Below are 16,038 nucleotides of genomic sequence, written 5' to 3'. Positions count from 1 at the left end.
GGGGGCCAGTTCAACGCCGTTTGTGCAAGGAGGTAATGCTGAAGGTTTTCCTATTGGGGAATTCAGCGCACCGCTATCACCAGTTTGCCCACCGCCTGGCGCTGCGCCAGGGCATCGATGGCGGTGCCGGCCTGGGCCAGTGGATAGGTCTGCGACACCAGTGGCTTGAGCTTGCCTTCGGCGAACCACTGGAACAGTGTCTGGAAGTTGGCGGCATTGTCCTGCGGCTGGCGCTGGGCAAAGGAGCCCCAGAACACACCCACCACGGCTGCGCCCTTGAGCAGTGCAAGGTTGACGGGTAGCTCGGGGATGCGCCCACTGGCGAAACCCACCACCAGCAGCCGACCGTTCCAGGCAATGCCACGCACGGCCTGGTCAAACAGGTCGCCGCCCACCGGGTCGTAGATTACGTCCACGCCATTGCCGCCGGTAAGGCGCTTGATCTCGTCCTTGAGGCTGGTTTCGCTGTAATTGATCAGCTCGTCGGCCCCGGCCGCCTTGGCCACGGCCAGTTTATCGGCGGTACTGGCGGCGGCGATGACGCGTGCGCCCATGGCCTTGCCGATTTCCACCGCCGCCAGGCCCACTCCGCCCGAAGCGCCCAGTACCAGCAGGGTTTCGCCCGGCTGCAGGTTGGCCCGCTGCTTGAGGGCATGCATGGACGTGCCGTAGGTCATGCTGAAAGCGGCGGCGGTACTGTAGTCCATGCCGTCGGGAATGGGTATCACGTTGTAGCCGGGCACGGCGATTTCCTCGGCGAAACTGCCCCAGCCGGTCAGGCCCATCACCCGGTCGCCCACCTTCAGGTGGGTGATGTTCTCGCCTACGGCACTCACCACGCCGGCCGCCTCGCCACCGGGCGAGAACGGGAAGGGCGGCTTGAACTGGTATTTGCCCTCGATGATCAGCGTATCGGGGAAGTTGACCCCGGCGGCATGCACTTGCAGCAGTACTTCGTTCTTCTTGATCGCGGGGCTGGCGACCTCTTCCAGTACCAGTGTTTCGGCGGGGCCGAAGGCTTTGCACAGCACAGCTTTCATCGGGCTATTCCTTTGCAGGTTGTGGCCGATAAGTGTAGGTGTGAGGGTTGTGCGGTCAACGAGCATGCCCCCAGCTGATAGCCGGGCATAAGCGCCGGCGCGTGGGTTAATCTTGATATGCTTGCGCCAACAGAATGAGGAGCAAATTTGTGAAAGCGTGGATCGTGATGGCGTTGGCCCTGAGCCTGCCCGTGTCGGCAGTCATGGCTGAAGAAGGCAAGGAAGAGGGCGGCCCGCCAAAAGTCAGCTACATCACCCTGAGCCCGCCCTTCGTGGGCAACTATGCCCTGGACGGCAGCCCGCGCCTGCATGTGTACAAGGCCGATGTGGCGCTGCGCGTGACCGGTCCCGAGGCGGAAGCCGCGGTCAAGCACCAGGACCCGCTGATTCGCAACCAACTGGTCGCGCTGTTCTCGCAGCAGACCGTGGACTCGCTGAGCAACGTCGAGTCCAAGGAAAAGCTGCGTCAGGAAGCGTTGAAACAGGTCCAGGAAGTGATGACCAACGAAGAAGGCAAGCCGATGGTCGAGGACCTGCTGTTCAACAACCTGATCGTTCAGTAAGGCTTAGCGCAGTGCCAGCACCGCCGCCCATTGTTCGGCGGTGACCGGCATTACCGACAGCCGACTGCCTTTCTGTACCAGAGGCAGCTCGGACAGTGCCGCCTGTTGCTTGAGATAACCAAGGCTCAGCACTTTGGTGAAGGTCTCGACGTGGGCCACGTCCACGGCGCTCCAGGGATTCTTGTCGGCATTGGCCTTGGCGTCGTGATACACGCTGGCCGGGTCCAGCGCCGTGGGGTCGTCGTAGGCGGCCGCGCTGATGCGCGCGATGCCGGCGATGCCCGGCTCCGGGCAACTGGAGTGGTAGAAGAAAAACTCGTCGCCCACCGCCATGGCACGCAGGAAGTTGCGTGCCTGGTAGTTGCGCACGCCATCCCAACGGGCTTCGCCCAGCTTGGCCAGGCCCTTGATGGAGAGCTCGTCCGGCTCGGATTTCATCAGCCAATAGGCCATGTGTGGTGCTCCAGATTTGTAACCGAATTTGCCATTATGGCGTTTTCGAGACAACCCGACGGTCGGTTGACGCCAGCGTTTGCGTGTCGCGTCATGTTGCCGCAGAATGCGCGCATTTTACGCTTCACCTAATCACCGGGCCATCTTCAAACCATAGCGCCCGACTTCATCACGACTTGCCTGAGGGGGGCAACTGATGCGCCGCAAACCGGATTTGCTTTGGATTTTGGTCATTTTGTTTGGCTTGGGGGTTGTGACCACGGGTTACGCGCAGACGTTGTGGGACCGCAAGGCCAACGCGCCGGTTGAAGTGACTGCTCCCGCCCAGTACCGCTGAATTGCGGTAAAAAAAGGCCCGTCGGCATGCCGACGGGCCTTTTTTGTGCCTGGAAATCACTGACTCTGGGTTCTACGGAACCCGTAGCAGCGGCCGCCAGGTCGCGTCACAGGCGCCGCGTGCTGGCTGACTCACCGCGCCGCCTGCGACGCAGCCTGCGGCAGCTGCTACAGGGTTACGCCAGGTACCAGCGTTTATCCGACACGGTGCCCTGCAACGGCACATCCCAGCTGGCCTGGGCCAGGCGCTCCACCTTCTGGCACTCATGCGCCAACCCCAGCAACACCGGCTTCTGCCACGCGCCCCGACGGCTGCGGTACGCCAGGCTGCGGTCGTAGAAGCCGCCGCCCATGCCCAGGCGCCCACCCACCTCGTCGAAACCCACCAGCGGCATCAGGATCAGGTCCAGTGCCCAGATCACCCGCTGGCGTGCCGGGTTGATGTGCGGCTCGGGAATGCGGAAACGGTTGCGACGATATGCCTCACCCGCGCGCACCTGCTGGAACACCATTTTGGTCCGCGGCCAGGCGCTGAGCACCGGCAAATAGGTTTTTTTGCCGCGGCGCTGGGCTTCGGCCAGCAGCAGGCGCGGGTCGATTTCGCTGTCGTTGGGCAGGTACAGGGCCACGTGACGGGCACGGCGAAACAAGGGGTGCTGGGCCAGTTGGCGGTACAGCCCGCGGGCGGCTTCACGTTGTTGCGCAGGGGTCAGTGCCCGTCGGGCATCGCGCAGCAGGCGGCGCAATTGAGGGCGTGAAAGCGGTGCCGATTCGGTCATGGCGAAGGCCATCCTGAAGCGCCCGGGCCGCGCAGGGCGGCGGGGCGGATGCCCATGCCGGCGAGGCCAGGCAGGGGCAGATAAAGCGAGACTCCCCGACGAACCGCTGTCGGTGTAGCCCTTGAACCCGAAAGTTCAAGGTGGAGATTGCAGGAGGCGTTAAGGCTTTCCGTCAAGCGGACATGCGCACCGGCCTCAGCGTGCAACCCCCGTGGTTGTGCGTATCGGCTCAGGGACATGACCGACTGGCAAGCACTCCAGGGAGCGGCGCAAGTATACCCGAAACAATCTGAATGTTTCAGCCCCGGGTTTCATCCTGATCAGTGGCAAGCACCAAATCGACACGCTCGAGCAGGTCGCGAACCTGCTCGCGGGTGGAGCCACTGGCGGTCAGTTCGGGGGTCTCCTGCTTGTGCAGCAGGTCATGGGTAATGTTCAGCGCAGCCATCACGGCGATGCGGTCGGCGCCGATCACTTTGCCGCTGCTGCGGATCTCGCGCATCTTGCCATCCAGGTAGCGCGCGGCGCTCACCAGGTTGCTGCGCTCCTCGGGGGGGCAAATGATCGAATACTCTTTATCGAGGATCTGCACAGTGACGCTATTGCTTGAACTCATGAGTCTTGCTCCAGGGCCTTGAGGCGCGAAATCATCGACTCGACCTTGTGCCGGGCGATTTCGTTTTTTTCTATGAGGTGTGCGCGCTCCTCGCGCCAGGACTTTTCCTGCGCTAATAGGAGTCCGTTTTGTCGTTTTAGTTGCTCGACTCGGTCGATCAGTTGTTCGAGTCGGCCCATCAGCGCTTGCAGGTCGTTCTGTTCCATGGGGTCCCGTTCGCTACGATCGTGGAGTGGCGCAAGGCCTTGCGTGTTAACGAGTTGGCCGCGTCGATGGTCTTGGCGCGCCTGCCGGTGCTAGGATACAAGGTCTTCATTCTAGTCATTGCGCCGCCTGGCGCCTAGTTGCCATGTCTATTCAGAAATCCCCGTATCAAGGCTTTGCCGACCTGCTCAATGCTGGCGGTCACCCCGTATCCCCTGCCGAGCTGCATGGCCTGTTGCTGGGCCGCAGCTGTGCCGGCGCCGACTTCGACGCCGACGGCTGGCTGGCCGACGCCGCGCTGTCGCTGGACACCGAACCTGCGGACAACGTGCGCAACGCGCTGGTTGGCCTGCAGCAGATGGTGCAGGGCGAACTCACCGGCGAGGACGTGACCATCGTCATCCTGCTGCCGAGCGACGACACCTCGCTGACCGAACGTGCCACGGCCCTGGGCCAATGGTGCCAAGGCTTCCTGACCGGTTTCGGCCTGCACTCGGGTGGCAAGACCCTGAGCCAGGAAGCCCAGGAAATCCTCCAGGACATGGACGCCATCTCCCAGGTGCAGGAAGCGCTGGAAGAGTCCGAAGACGCCGAAAGCGACTACATGGAAGTGATGGAATACCTGCGTGTTGCGCCGATGCTGCTGTTCACCGAGTGCGCCAAGCCGGTTGCGGCTGCCAAGCCTTCCCTGCACTGATGCGAAAAAGGGCCTGCCTGTGCCAGTAATTCATATCCCGAAGTCGGAATACGCTCGTCGACGCAAGGCTCTGATGGCACAGATGGAGCCCAACAGCATCGCGATCCTGCCGGCCGCTGCAGTGGCCATCCGCAACCGCGATGTGGAGCATGTGTACCGCCAGGACAGCGACTTCCAGTACCTGAGCGGCTTCCCCGAGCCCGAGGCGGTGATCGCCTTGATCCCTGGCCGCGAGCACGGGGAATACGTGCTGTTCTGCCGCGAACGCAATCCCGAGCGCGAGCTGTGGGACGGCCTGCGCGCCGGGCAGGAAGGCGCCATTCGCGAATATGGCGCCGATGATGCGTTCCCCATCACCGATATCGACGACATCCTGCCCGGCCTGATCGAAGGCCGCGACCGGGTGTACACAGCTATGGGCAGCAACACCGAGTTCGACCGGCACCTGATGGAGTGGATCAACGTGATCCGTTCCAAGGCCGATCTGGGCTCGCAGCCGCCCGAGGAATTCGTGGCGCTGGACCATCTGCTGCACGACATGCGCCTGTACAAATCGGCCAACGAGGTGAAAGTGATGCGCCATGCCGCGCAGATCTCCGCCCGTGCCCATGTGCGCGCCATGCAGGCCTGCCGCGCGGGGCTGCACGAGTACAGCCTGGAAGCCGAGCTGGATTATGAATTCCGCAAGGGCGGCGCGAAGATGCCGGCCTACGGCTCCATCGTCGCCGCCGGGCGCAACAGCTGCATCCTCCACTATCAAGAGAATGACGCGCTGCTCAAGGACGGCGACCTGGTGCTGATCGACGCCGGTTGCGAGATCGACTGCTATGCCAGCGACATCACCCGTACCTTCCCGGTCAGTGGCAAGTTTTCGCCCGAGCAAAAGGCTATCTACGAGCTGGTGCTCAAGAGCCAGGAAGCGGCGTTTGCCGCCATCGGCCCCAACCGTCACTGGAACGAAGCCCACGAGGCCACCGTGCGCGTCATCACCGAAGGCCTGGCGGAGCTGGGCCTGCTGCAGGGTGACGTACGCGAACTGATCGTCAGCGAAGCTTACCGCGCCTTCTACATGCACCGTGCCGGCCACTGGCTGGGACTGGACGTGCACGATGTCGGCGATTACCGCGTGGGCGGCGAGTGGCGGGTGCTGGAGCCGGGCATGACCCTGACGGTCGAGCCGGGCATCTACATCAGCCCCGATAACCAGAAAGTCGCCAAGAAGTGGCGCGGCATTGGCGTGCGCATCGAGGACGATGTGGTGGTGACCCGCAGCGGTTGCGACATCCTTACCCGCGACGTGCCGAAAACCGTTGCCGAAATCGAAGCCCTGATGGCTCAAGCACGTACCGAGGCCGCATGAATCGCGTAAATCTGGCAATCATCGGCGGCGGCCTGGTCGGCGCCAGCCTGGCCCTGGCCCTGCAGGCCGGCGCCAAGGCGCGGGGCTGGAAGATCACCCTGATCGAACCCTTCGCCCCGGGCGATACCTATCAGCCCAGCTACGACGCGCGCTCCTCGGCGCTGTCGTTCGGCACCCGGCAGATCTACGAGCGCCTGGGGCTGTGGCAGCTTATCCATCGCCGCGCCCAACCGATCAAGCAGATCCATGTCTCCGACCGTGGCCGTTTTGGTGTCACCCGTCTGACGGCGCTGGAAGAAGGCGTGCCGGCGCTGGGCTACGTGGTGGAAAACGCCTGGCTGGGCCAATGCCTGTGGCAGGCGCTGGACCCCGAGGTGGTGAGCTGGCGGGTACCTGCCGAAGTCACCCGCATGCAGGTGTTGGAAGAAGGCTATCGCCTGACGCTGAACGACGACACCAGTCTGGATTGCGACCTGGCGGTGCTGGCCGATGGCGGGCGTTCCGGCCTGCGCGAGCAACTGGGTATCGGCGTGCGTCAGCGGCCTTACGACCAGAGCGCGCTGATCGCCAACATCAGCCCCAGCCAGCCCCACGAAGGCCTGGCCTTTGAACGCTTCACCGACGACGGCCCCATGGCTTTGCTGCCGCTGCCGGACAACCGCTGCGCCCTGGTGTGGACCCGTCAGGGCATGGACGCCAAGCGCTTGGCCGAGATCGACGAGCGTGCCTTCCTGCGCGAGCTGCAAGGCGTGTTCGGCTACCGCCTGGGCACCTTGCAGCAGGTCGGCGCGCGGCACCTGTACCCGCTGACGCTGGTCGAGGCCGAGGAGCAGATACGCTCCAACCTGGTGGTGCTGGGCAACGCTGCCCACGCGCTGCACCCGATTGCCGGGCAGGGTTTCAACCTGTCCCTGCGCGATGTGCAGTCGCTGGCCGACGCGTTACTGGCCAGCCAGGCGCCGCTGGGCGACTTCGCTACCTTGCAGCGTTACCGCGAGCGGCAGCGCGTGGATCAGGACCTGACGGTCGGCTTTTCCGACAAGGTCACGCGCCTGTTCGGCTCGTCCCAACCGCTGGTGGCTGCCGGTCGCAACCTGGGCCTGCTGGGCCTGGACCTGCTGCCCCCGGCCAAGCGCTGGTTCGCTCGCCAGGCCATGGGCCTGGGCACCCGCGCCGATATGCAGGGTTGAACATGACCCTGTCGGTTTACCTCCCTATCACCCCCGTGGAACAGGCTTGAGCATGGAAATGCGTGCAGATCTGGTAGTAGTCGGCGCCGGCATGGTGGGCAGTGCCCTGGCCCTGGCGTTGCAGAACAGCGGCCTGGAAATCCTGGTGGTCGACGGCAGCCCGTTGAGCGTCAAGGCGTTTGATGCGCAGGCACCCTTCGAACCGCGTGTCAGCGCCCTGTCGGCAGCCAGCCAGCGCATCCTCGAGCGCCTGGGCGCCTGGGAGGGCATTGCCCGCCGTCGTGCCAGCCCCTATGGCGAGATGAGCGTCTGGGATGGCAGTGGCACCGGCCACATCCACTTCAGCGCGGCCAGCGTGCACGCCGAAGTGCTGGGCCATATCGTTGAGAACCGCGTGGTGCAGGACGCGTTGCTGGAGCAGCTGCACGACAGCGACACCGGCCTGCTGGCCAACGCGCGCCTGGAGCAACTGCGCCGCTCCGGCGATGACTGGCTGCTGACCCTGGCCGACGGCCGTACGGTGCGCACGCCGCTGGTGGTGGCCGCCGACGGCGCGCATTCCGCCGTACGCCGCCTGGCCGGGTGTGAAACCCGCGAGTGGGATTACCTGCACCACGCCATCGTCACCAGCGTGCGCTGCGCCCAGCCGCACCAGCGCACCGCCTGGCAGCGCTTTACCGATGACGGTCCGCTGGCATTTCTGCCGCTGGACCATGCTGATCAGCAGCACTGGTGCTCGATCGTCTGGTCCACCACGCCGACGGAAGCCGAACACCTGATGGCGCTGGACGACCAGGCCTTCTGCGCCCAATTGGAGCGTGCCTTCGAAGGCCGTCTGGGCACCGTCGAGCATGCCGACAAGCGCCTGTGCGTGCCGCTGCGCCAGCGCCACGCCAAACGCTACGTGGCCGAAGGCCTGGTACTGATCGGCGACGCCGCGCACACCATCCACCCGCTGGCCGGGCAGGGCGTGAACCTGGGCTTCCTTGACGCCGCCGTGCTGGCTGAAGAACTGCTGCACGCCCACGGCCGCGGCGAGCGCTTGGCCGATGTGCGCGTGCTCAGCCGCTACGAGCGCCGTCGCATGCCCCATAACCTGGCACTGATGGCGGCCATGGAAGGCTTCGAGCGCTTGTTCCAGGCCGACCCGCTGCCGTTGCGGTGGTTGCGCAACAGCGGCTTGAAGTGGGTAGAGCAGATGCCCGAAGCCAAGGCCATGTTCGTGCGCCAGGCCCTGGGCTTGAGCGGCGACCTGCCGGAGCTTGCTCGCCCACTGTAGCCGCTGCCGCCAGGCCGCGCTGGCCCTTCCATTCGCTATAGATATGCAGTGTAAACGAGGGCCAGCGCAGCCTTCGGCAGCGGCTACAGGGTTATCGAAACTTCTGGGAAACATCTGGTAACTGCTTACTTTCGAGTTCGATTGAGATGGCAAAAGTGATTCTCTACCATTCGCTGCTCAATCGACTTCGAGAGTATTTCCCATGCTGGCGACCAAGCGTGTCCTGACTGCACTGGCCCTGACCTTGTTCGCCCATGAAGCCCGCGCCGCCGACGAGGTGGTGGTGTATTCCTCGCGCATCGACGAGTTGATCAAACCGGTATTCGACGCCTACACCGCGAAAACCGGCGTGCCGATCAAGTTCATCACCGACAAGGAAGCGCCGCTGATGCAGCGCATCAAGGCCGAAGGTGAACACGCCACCGCCGACCTGCTGCTGACCGTGGACGCCGGCAACCTGTGGCAAGCCGAGCAGATGGGCATCCTGCAGCCCATCCAGTCCAGCGTCATCGAAGCCAACATCCCACCGCAGTACCGCGCCGCCAGCCAGGACTGGACCGGCCTGAGCCTGCGGGCGCGTACCATCGCCTATGCAAGCGACCGGGTGAAGCCGCAGGAGCTGTCCACCTACGAGGCCCTGGCTGATTCGCAATGGGAAGGGCGCCTGTGCCTGCGCACGGCCAAAAAAGTCTACAACCAGTCGCTGACCGCCACGCTGATCGAAACCCATGGTGCGCCGCAGACCGAGACCATTCTCAAGGGCTGGGTCAACAACCTGTCCACCGACGTGTTCTCCGACGACATTGCCGTGCTGCAGGCCATCAAGGCCGGCCAGTGCGACGTGGGCATCGTCAACACCTACTACTACGGCCGCCTGCACCGTCAGGACCCGCAACTGCCGATCAAGCTGTTCTGGCCCAACCAGGGCGACCGTGGCGTGCACGTGAACCTGTCGGGCATCGGCCTGACCCGCCACGCACCGCATCCCAAGGCCGCCAAGGCACTGGTGGAGTGGATGACCGGCCCGGAGGCGCAGAAGATCTTCGCCGACACCAACCAGGAATTCCCCGCCAACCCCCATGTGCAGCCTTCCGCCGAAGTGGCCAGCTGGGGCAGCTTCAAGGCCGACACCCTGCCGGTTGAAGTGGCCGGCAAGCGTCAGGCCGAGGCCATCCGCCTGATGGACCGTGCCGGCTGGAATTGACACAGCCCATGCACCAGCGCCGCTGGTACCTGCCGGTCTACGCCATGGCGGCGCTGGTGTTGTTGCCACTCAGCGTGTTGCTGCTGTCGTGGCAGAGCATCGACGCATCGATCTGGGAGCACTTGTGGGCCACCCAGTTGCCACGGCTCCTGGGCAATACCCTGACCTTGCTGCTGGGCGTCGGCGTTGGCGTGACCCTGCTGGGCGTGAGCCTGGCGTGGCTGACCAGCCTGTGCCAGTTCCCGGGGCGGCGCTGGCTGGACTGGGCACTGATGCTGCCCTTCGCCATTCCCGCTTACGTGCTGGCGTTCGTTTTCGTCGGCCTGCTGGATTTCGCCGGCCCCGTGCAGACGCTGCTGCGCGAATGGTTTGGCAGCGGTTTGCGCCTGCCACGTGTGCGTTCCACCGGCGGCGTGATTATCGTCCTGGTGCTGGTGTTCTACCCCTATGTCTACCTGCTGGCGCGTACTGCGTTCCTGGCCCAGGGGCGCGGCCTGATGGAGGCGGCGCGGGTGCTGGGGCAGACGCCCTGGCAGGCTTTCTGGCGGATTGCCTTGCCCATGGCGCGGCCGGCCATTGGCGCGGGCATCGCCCTGGCGATGATGGAAACCCTGGCCGACTTTGGCGCCGTGGCTGTGTTCAATTTCGACACCTTCACCACGGCCATCTACAAGACCTGGTACGGCTTCTTCAGCCTGTCCAGCGCAGCGCAACTGGCCAGCCTGCTGCTGATCGCCGTGGTGCTGGTACTGTATGGCGAGCGGCGCATGCGTGGTGCGGTCCATGCTGGCAGCGAACGGGTGCGTGGGCAGATGCTGTATCGCTTGCACGGCTGGCGGGCGGCCGCCGCCACCACGTGGTGTGGCCTGGTGTTCACCTGTGCGTTCGTGGTGCCGGTGCTGCAACTGATTGTGTGGTGCTGGCAGCGCGGTCGCTTCGATCTGGATGAGCGTTATGGGGGGCTGATCCTGCACACCCTGTACCTGGGCGGCCTGGCCTCACTGGTGACCGTGACGCTGGCGCTGCTGCTGGCGTTCGCCCGGCGTCTGGTGCCCACGCGCGGCATCGGTGTGGGCGTGGGGCTCGCAAATCTGGGCTACGCCTTGCCGGGTTCGGTGCTGGCGGTGTCGATCATGCTGGCCTTCAGTTACCTGGACAAGGCGCTGGTCATCCCCGTGGCAGGCCGACCGCTGCTGCTGGGCAGCCTGACTGCGCTGTTGCTGGCCTACCTGGTGCGTTTCATGGCGGTGGCCTACGGCCCGCTGGAAAGCAGCCTGGCCAAGATCCGCCCGTCGTTGCCCGAGGCGTCACGCAGCCTAGGCGTTGGCGGTGCGCGCCTGTTTGGCCGGGTCTACCTGCCGTTGCTGCTGCCCGGTGCCCTGAGCGCGGCGCTGCTGGTGTTCGTCGACGTGCTGAAGGAAATGCCCGCTACGCTGTTGATGCGCCCCTTCGGCTGGGACACGCTGGCGGTGCGTATCTTCGAAATGACCAGTGAAGGGGAGTGGGCCCGGGCCTCGCTGCCGGCATTGACGTTGGTGCTGGTGGGATTGCTGCCGGTTATCGGCCTGATTCGACGTTCGGCACGACGGATCGGTCAAACCTCATGACGCCTGTGCCCAAAGGTGTCAGGGCCGCGCCTTGCGGCTACAATGCGCGGCATTCTGCGCGGCCGGTCATTGTGAACTGGTTTTATAGGCACCCCGCAAAGCCCTGTTCCAGAGCCCTGCGGGTGATTTGCCCAGTATTCGCGCTTTCGCCAATCCCGGAAGGAGAAACCCATGGGACAGCGTACGCCTCTCTATGACCTGCACTTGGCCCTAGGCGCCAAAATGGTCGATTTTGGCGGTTGGGACATGCCCCTGCATTATGGATCGCAGGTTGAGGAGCACCACCAGGTGCGTCGCGACTGCGGCGTGTTCGATGTATCGCACATGACAGTGATCGACATCGCCGGGCCGCACGCCCGGTCGTTCCTCCAGCGCCTGCTGGCCAACGATGTCGAGCGCCTGCAAGCCACCGGTTCGGCGCTGTACAGTGCCATGCTCGACGAGCGCGGCGGCATCGTCGACGACATGATTGTGTACCTGGTTCAGGACGGTTACCGGCTGGTGGTCAATGCGGCCACCCGCCAGCAGGACCTGGCCTGGATCGAGCGCATCGGCGCCGATTTCGATGTGCAGATCAGCGAGCGCCCCGAACTGGCCATGCTCGCCATTCAGGGCCCCGAGGCGCGGCATAAGGTCGCGCAATTGGTCAGCCAGGCCCGCGCCAATCTGATCAGCCAGCTCAAACCTTTCCAGGGCCTGACCGACGGTGACTGGTTCATCGCCCGCACCGGCTATACCGGTGAAGACGGTCTGGAAATCGTCTTGCCGGCCGATCAGGCGCCCGCTTTTTTCAACGATCTGGTCGGGGCCGGCATCTCGCCAATCGGCCTGGGGGCCCGGGATACGCTGCGTCTGGAGGCGGGCATGAACCTCTACGGGCAGGATATCGACCAGGCGCATTCGCCGCTGACCTCGAACATGGCCTGGAGCATTGCCTGGGAACCCACCGCCCGTGAGTTCATCGGCCGCGCCGCCCTGGAAGCCGAATGCGAACAGGGCGTTGGCGAAAAATTGGTCGGCCTGGTACTGGAGGAGCGCGGTGTATTGCGGGCCCACCAGGTAGTTCGTATCGCAGAAATTGGCGAAGGGGAGATCACCAGTGGTAGTTTCTCACCTACGTTGAGCAAATCGATCGCCCTGGCGCGGGTGCCGATGGCCACCGCCGACCGTGCCGAGGTTGAAATCCGCGGCAAGTGGTACCCGGTACGGGTGGTGCGCCCCACGTTCGTGCGCCATGGTAAAACCCTGATCTGAACATTTTGCGGGCCTGCCGCTGACCCTGTCGAGGACAAGAAAATCATGAGCAATATCCCAGCTGACCTGCGTTTTGCCGAGAGCCACGAGTGGGCCCGTCTGGAAGCCGATGGCACCGTGACCGTGGGCATTTCCGACCACGCCCAGGAAGCCCTGGGTGACGTGGTGTTCGTCGAGCTGACCGAAGTGGGCAAAGTGTACGCCGCAGGCGAGGCCGCCGGTGTGGTTGAGTCGGTGAAGGCTGCTTCGGACATCTACTCGCCGGTGTCGGGCGAAGTGATCGCTATAAACGAAGAGCTGGCCGACAGCCCTGAACAGCTGAACGAGGAGCCTTACAGCGCCTGGATCTTCAAGCTCAAGCCAAGCGACACGGCTGAACTGGACAAACTGCTGGACGCTGCCGGTTACAAAGCCGCCATCGGCGAATAACTTCCGACGCAGGCGGCAATCTCTTTCTAGACTGAACGTGGCCACGTTCAGTCCAGAAAGAGAGCACCGCCATGTCCCGCCTGCCACCCCTGAGCGAACTGCAAGACCCGGACGCCTTCGCCAGGCGCCACCTGGGTCCCGATGCCGCCGAACAGCGTGCCATGCTCGATGCCCTGGGCCTTGCCAGCCGTGTCGAACTGATCGAACAGACCGTCCCCCCCAGCATCCGTTTCAACCGCCCGCTGGACCTGCCCACCGCCCTGGATGAAACCGCCGCCCTGGCCAGACTGCGCGGCTACGCCGAACAGAACCAGGTGTGGACCAGCCTGATCGGCATGGGCTACCACGGCACCCTGACCCCCGGCGTGATCCTGCGCAACGTGCTGGAAAATCCCGGCTGGTACACCGCCTACACCCCTTATCAGCCCGAGATAGCCCAAGGCCGTCTGGAAGCGCTGCTCAATTTCCAGCAGATGGTCATCGACCTCACGGGCCTGGAGCTGGCCAACGCCTCGCTGCTGGACGAAGCCACGGCTGCCGCCGAGGCCATGGCGCTGGCGCGACGGGTGAGCAAATCGAAAAGCCCGCGTTTTTTCATCGACAGCCAGTGCCACCCGCAGACCTTGTCCGTGGTGCAGACCCGCGCCGAAGGTTTCGGCATTGAGCTAATCATCGACACGGTGGATAGCCTGGCCAGCCACGACGTGTTCGGCGCGGTACTGCAGTACCCCGACACCCATGGCGAGGTGCGCGACCTGCGCCCTGTGATCGAACAGTTGCATGCCCGCCAGGCCATCGCTTGTGTGGGCGCCGACCTGTTGAGCCTGCTGGTGCTGACACCGCCTGGCGAACTGGGGGCCGACGTGGTGTTCGGCTCCACCCAGCGCTTCGGCGTGCCCATGGGCTATGGCGGCCCCCACGCGGCCTTTTTTGCCAGCCGCGAGGATTACAAGCGGGCCATTCCCGGCCGTATCATCGGCGTGTCCAAGGATGCGCGGGGCAATGTCGCCCTGCGCATGGCCCTGCAAACCCGCGAGCAGCATATCCGCCGCGAGAAGGCCAACTCCAACATCTGCACCGCCCAGGTGCTGCTGGCCAATATCGCCGCGTTCTATGCCGTCTACCATGGCCCAATCGGGCTGCAGCGCATTGCCCAGCGCGTACATCGCCTGACGCAGATTTTGGCCGCAGGGCTTGAGCGCAAAGGCATCAAGCGCCTCAACCAGCATTTCTTCGACACCCTGACGCTGGAGGTGGGCGGCGCCCAGACAGCGGTCATCGAGAGCGCCCAGGCCGTGCACGTGAACCTGCGCATTCTGGGGCGCGGCCGCGTGGGTCTGAGCCTGGACGAAACCTGCGATGCCGCCACCGTGGGGTTGCTGTGGGACATTCTGCTGGGTGCCGATCACGGCCTGGACGTGGGCACCCTGGATGCCGAAGCCCTGCCGTCCGCTATCCCGCCTGGGCTTGAACGCACATCGACCTACCTGACCCACCCCGTATTCAACCAGCACCACAGCGAAACCGAGATGCTGCGTTACCTCAAGCAGTTGGAGAACAAGGACCTGGCGCTTAATCAGTCGATGATCCCGCTGGGCTCCTGCACCATGAAGCTCAACGCGACCAGCGAGATGATCCCCATCACCTGGCCCGGCTTTGCCAATCTGCACCCGTTTGCGCCCACGGAGCAGGCGCGTGGGTACAAGGCGATGATCGACGAGCTTGAGCAATGGCTGTGCGCGATCACCGGCTTCGATGCCATCTGCATGCAGCCCAACTCCGGCGCCCAGGGCGAGTACGCCGGGCTGCTGGCGATCCGCAAATACCATGAGAGCCGCCAACAGGGGCAACGCAACATCTGCCTGATTCCCGCCTCGGCCCATGGCACCAATCCCGCGTCCGCGCAGATGGCCAGCATGCAGGTGGTGATCGTCGAATGCGACGAGGCCGGCAATGTCGACCTAGAAGATCTCAAGGCCAAGACCCGGGCGGCGGGGGACAAGTTGTCATGCCTGATGGCCACCTACCCATCCACCCACGGCGTGTACGAAGAGGGCATTGTCGAGATCTGCGAAGTGGTGCACCAGCACGGTGGGCAGGTGTACATGGATGGCGCCAACCTCAATGCCCAGGTAGGGCTGGCGCGGCCGGCCGACATTGGCGCCGACGTGTCGCACATGAACCTGCACAAGACGTTCTGCATCCCCCATGGCGGCGGTGGGCCAGGCATGGGCCCGATCGGCGTGCGGGCGCACCTGGCGCCCTTCGTCGCCAACCACCCGGTGGTGTCCATCGACGGGCCGCTGCCCAACAATGGCGCTGTCAGTGCCGCGCCGTGGGGCAGCGCCAGCATCCTGCCGATCAGCTGGATGTACATCGCGATGATGGGGCCGCAATTGGTGGATGCCACTGAGGTGGCGATTTTGTCGGCCAACTACCTGGCGCAGCAGCTGGGCGGGGCGTTTCCTGTGCTTTACAGCGGGCGCAACGGCCGCGTGGCCCATGAGTGCATTCTGGACTTACGGCCTCTGAAGGCGCAGACCGGCATCAGCGAGGAGGATGTGGCCAAGCGGTTGATGGACTTTGGCTTCCATGCGCCGACCATGTCATTCCCGGTGCCTGGCACGTTGATGATCGAGCCTACCGAGAGTGAGTCCAAGGCGGAGCTGGACCGTTTTGTCGAGGCCATGCTGAGCATTCGCGCCGAGATTGCCAGGGTGGCGAGTGGTGAATGGCCTGGGGAAGACAACCCGCTCAAACGCGCACCCCACACCTTGGCGGATGTCACGGGTACCTGGGAAAGGCCGTATACGATTGCCCAGGCAGTGACCCCCAGCAGCCACACGCGGGCGCATAAATACTGGCCAGCGGTGAACCGGGTCGACAATGTGTATGGGGATAGAAACCTGTATTGCGCCTGCGTGCCGGTGGACGACTACCGCAGCTGATGTAGCCGCAACTATCTTGAAACCGCGTCGTTTGCATCGCGACTAAAGTCGGCTCCTACGCGGTTCGGGGTAGGAGCCG

16 protein-coding genes and 1 other RNA gene are annotated in these 16,038 nt (G+C 64.2%); 11 read left to right on the top strand and 6 right to left on the bottom strand.

Annotated features, from left to right (window positions below):
* Positions 1-62 precede the first annotated feature (62 nt).
* On the bottom strand, positions 63-1,040 hold the full coding sequence (locus tag ACZ9GA_RS27305) for an NADPH:quinone oxidoreductase family protein (RefSeq protein WP_457359372.1): 978 nt from the start codon (positions 1,038-1,040) through the stop codon (positions 63-65).
* Positions 1,041-1,189: 149 nt separating this feature from the next.
* Here ACZ9GA_RS27305 and ACZ9GA_RS27300 point away from each other — a divergent pair, with 149 nt between their 5' ends.
* Positions 1,190-1,603: a flagellar basal body-associated protein FliL gene (locus ACZ9GA_RS27300; protein WP_457359374.1), complete on the top strand. Its 414-nt coding sequence runs from the start codon at positions 1,190-1,192 to the stop codon at positions 1,601-1,603.
* A gap of 3 nt (positions 1,604-1,606) precedes the next feature.
* Here ACZ9GA_RS27300 and ACZ9GA_RS27295 read toward each other — a convergent pair whose 3' ends face one another.
* Complete coding sequence (locus tag ACZ9GA_RS27295; protein ID WP_457359375.1) at positions 1,607-2,056, bottom strand: EVE domain-containing protein; 450 nt, start codon at positions 2,054-2,056, stop codon at positions 1,607-1,609.
* Between the two features lie 196 nt (positions 2,057-2,252).
* On the opposite strand from ACZ9GA_RS27295, the gene ACZ9GA_RS27290 reads away from it, so the two are divergent.
* Positions 2,253-2,393 (top strand): hypothetical protein, encoded by a 141-nt coding sequence (locus tag ACZ9GA_RS27290; RefSeq protein WP_457359377.1) that lies wholly within the window; start codon positions 2,253-2,255, stop codon positions 2,391-2,393.
* 175 nt (positions 2,394-2,568) lie between these two features.
* On the opposite strand, the gene ACZ9GA_RS27285 is transcribed toward ACZ9GA_RS27290, so the two are convergent.
* The 4 genes from ACZ9GA_RS27285 to ACZ9GA_RS27270 form a co-directional block, all read right to left on the bottom strand.
* Entirely contained in the window at positions 2,569-3,171 is a 603-nt protein-coding gene (locus ACZ9GA_RS27285) for a 5-formyltetrahydrofolate cyclo-ligase (RefSeq protein ID WP_457359379.1), read from the bottom strand.
* An 88-nt stretch (positions 3,172-3,259) separates the two neighbouring features.
* Positions 3,260-3,438: non-coding RNA, 6S RNA (gene ssrS, locus ACZ9GA_RS27280), on the bottom strand.
* Positions 3,439-3,469: 31 nt separating this feature from the next.
* The gene (locus ACZ9GA_RS27275; RefSeq protein WP_027979965.1) at positions 3,470-3,787 is read right to left on the bottom strand and encodes a cell division protein ZapA; all 318 of its coding nucleotides are present in this window, start codon (positions 3,785-3,787) and stop codon (positions 3,470-3,472) included.
* A complete protein-coding gene (locus ACZ9GA_RS27270; RefSeq protein WP_081719218.1) occupies positions 3,784-3,993 on the bottom strand; it encodes a TIGR02449 family protein in 210 nt (69 codons plus the stop codon). The genes ACZ9GA_RS27275 and ACZ9GA_RS27270 overlap by 4 nt, the downstream gene beginning before the upstream one ends.
* 143 nt (positions 3,994-4,136) lie before the next feature.
* Between ACZ9GA_RS27270 and ACZ9GA_RS27265 the strand changes: the two genes are divergently transcribed.
* The 9 genes from ACZ9GA_RS27265 to gcvP all read left to right on the top strand — a co-directional run bounded on the left by ACZ9GA_RS27265 (position 4,137) and on the right by gcvP (position 15,959).
* Positions 4,137-4,688 (top strand): YecA/YgfB family protein, encoded by a 552-nt coding sequence (locus ACZ9GA_RS27265; RefSeq protein ID WP_457359381.1) that lies wholly within the window; start codon positions 4,137-4,139, stop codon positions 4,686-4,688.
* A gap of 19 nt (positions 4,689-4,707) precedes the next feature.
* Positions 4,708-6,048 carry a Xaa-Pro aminopeptidase gene (gene pepP, locus ACZ9GA_RS27260; RefSeq protein ID WP_457359382.1) on the top strand — a complete coding sequence of 447 codons (1,341 nt, stop codon included), beginning with the start codon at positions 4,708-4,710 and terminating at the stop codon, positions 6,046-6,048.
* Entirely contained in the window at positions 6,045-7,238 is a 1,194-nt protein-coding gene (gene ubiH / locus ACZ9GA_RS27255) for a 2-octaprenyl-6-methoxyphenyl hydroxylase (protein ID WP_457359384.1), read from the top strand. The genes pepP and ubiH overlap by 4 nt, the downstream gene beginning before the upstream one ends.
* Positions 7,239-7,296: 58 nt before the next feature.
* Entirely contained in the window at positions 7,297-8,517 is a 1,221-nt protein-coding gene (locus tag ACZ9GA_RS27250) for a 2-octaprenyl-3-methyl-6-methoxy-1,4-benzoquinol hydroxylase (RefSeq protein WP_457363639.1), read from the top strand.
* A 202-nt stretch (positions 8,518-8,719) separates the two neighbouring features.
* A complete protein-coding gene (locus tag ACZ9GA_RS27245; RefSeq protein ID WP_457359386.1) occupies positions 8,720-9,721 on the top strand; it encodes an extracellular solute-binding protein in 1,002 nt (333 codons plus the stop codon).
* Between the two features lie 8 nt (positions 9,722-9,729).
* A complete protein-coding gene (locus ACZ9GA_RS27240; protein WP_457359387.1) occupies positions 9,730-11,328 on the top strand; it encodes an ABC transporter permease in 1,599 nt (532 codons plus the stop codon).
* Between the two features lie 171 nt (positions 11,329-11,499).
* On the top strand, positions 11,500-12,582 hold the full coding sequence (gene gcvT / locus ACZ9GA_RS27235; protein WP_457359389.1) for a glycine cleavage system aminomethyltransferase GcvT: 1,083 nt from the start codon (positions 11,500-11,502) through the stop codon (positions 12,580-12,582).
* Positions 12,583-12,627: 45 nt separating this feature from the next.
* On the top strand, positions 12,628-13,011 hold the full coding sequence (gcvH, locus tag ACZ9GA_RS27230; protein ID WP_457359391.1) for a glycine cleavage system protein GcvH: 384 nt from the start codon (positions 12,628-12,630) through the stop codon (positions 13,009-13,011).
* Positions 13,012-13,082: 71 nt separating this feature from the next.
* Entirely contained in the window at positions 13,083-15,959 is a 2,877-nt protein-coding gene (gene gcvP, locus ACZ9GA_RS27225) for an aminomethyl-transferring glycine dehydrogenase (RefSeq protein WP_457359393.1), read from the top strand.
* The last annotated feature ends 79 nt before the right edge of the window (positions 15,960-16,038 follow it).

It is taken from the genome of Pseudomonas sp. TE3644 (genome assembly GCF_056278815.1).
This window is presented reverse-complemented; position numbering and strand designations above follow the sequence as displayed.

Coding starts and splice junctions, on each gene's coding strand:
- gcvT (WP_457359389.1), top strand. CDS start 11,500: ATGGGACAGCGTACGCCTCTCTATGACCTGCACTTGGCCCTAGGCGCC.
- ACZ9GA_RS27265 (WP_457359381.1), top strand. CDS start 4,137: ATGTCTATTCAGAAATCCCCGTATCAAGGCTTTGCCGACCTGCTCAAT.
- ACZ9GA_RS27295 (WP_457359375.1), bottom strand. CDS start 2,056: ATGGCCTATTGGCTGATGAAATCCGAGCCGGACGAGCTCTCCATCAAG.
- ACZ9GA_RS27250 (WP_457363639.1), top strand. CDS start 7,297: ATGCGTGCAGATCTGGTAGTAGTCGGCGCCGGCATGGTGGGCAGTGCC.
- gcvP (WP_457359393.1), top strand. CDS start 13,083: ATGTCCCGCCTGCCACCCCTGAGCGAACTGCAAGACCCGGACGCCTTC.
- ACZ9GA_RS27285 (WP_457359379.1), bottom strand. CDS start 3,171: ATGACCGAATCGGCACCGCTTTCACGCCCTCAATTGCGCCGCCTGCTG.
- gcvH (WP_457359391.1), top strand. CDS start 12,628: ATGAGCAATATCCCAGCTGACCTGCGTTTTGCCGAGAGCCACGAGTGG.
- ACZ9GA_RS27305 (WP_457359372.1), bottom strand. CDS start 1,040: ATGAAAGCTGTGCTGTGCAAAGCCTTCGGCCCCGCCGAAACACTGGTA.
- ACZ9GA_RS27245 (WP_457359386.1), top strand. CDS start 8,720: ATGCTGGCGACCAAGCGTGTCCTGACTGCACTGGCCCTGACCTTGTTC.
- ubiH (WP_457359384.1), top strand. CDS start 6,045: ATGAATCGCGTAAATCTGGCAATCATCGGCGGCGGCCTGGTCGGCGCC.
- ACZ9GA_RS27270 (WP_081719218.1), bottom strand. CDS start 3,993: ATGGAACAGAACGACCTGCAAGCGCTGATGGGCCGACTCGAACAACTG.
- ACZ9GA_RS27275 (WP_027979965.1), bottom strand. CDS start 3,787: ATGAGTTCAAGCAATAGCGTCACTGTGCAGATCCTCGATAAAGAGTAT.
- ACZ9GA_RS27290 (WP_457359377.1), top strand. CDS start 2,253: ATGCGCCGCAAACCGGATTTGCTTTGGATTTTGGTCATTTTGTTTGGC.
- ACZ9GA_RS27240 (WP_457359387.1), top strand. CDS start 9,730: ATGCACCAGCGCCGCTGGTACCTGCCGGTCTACGCCATGGCGGCGCTG.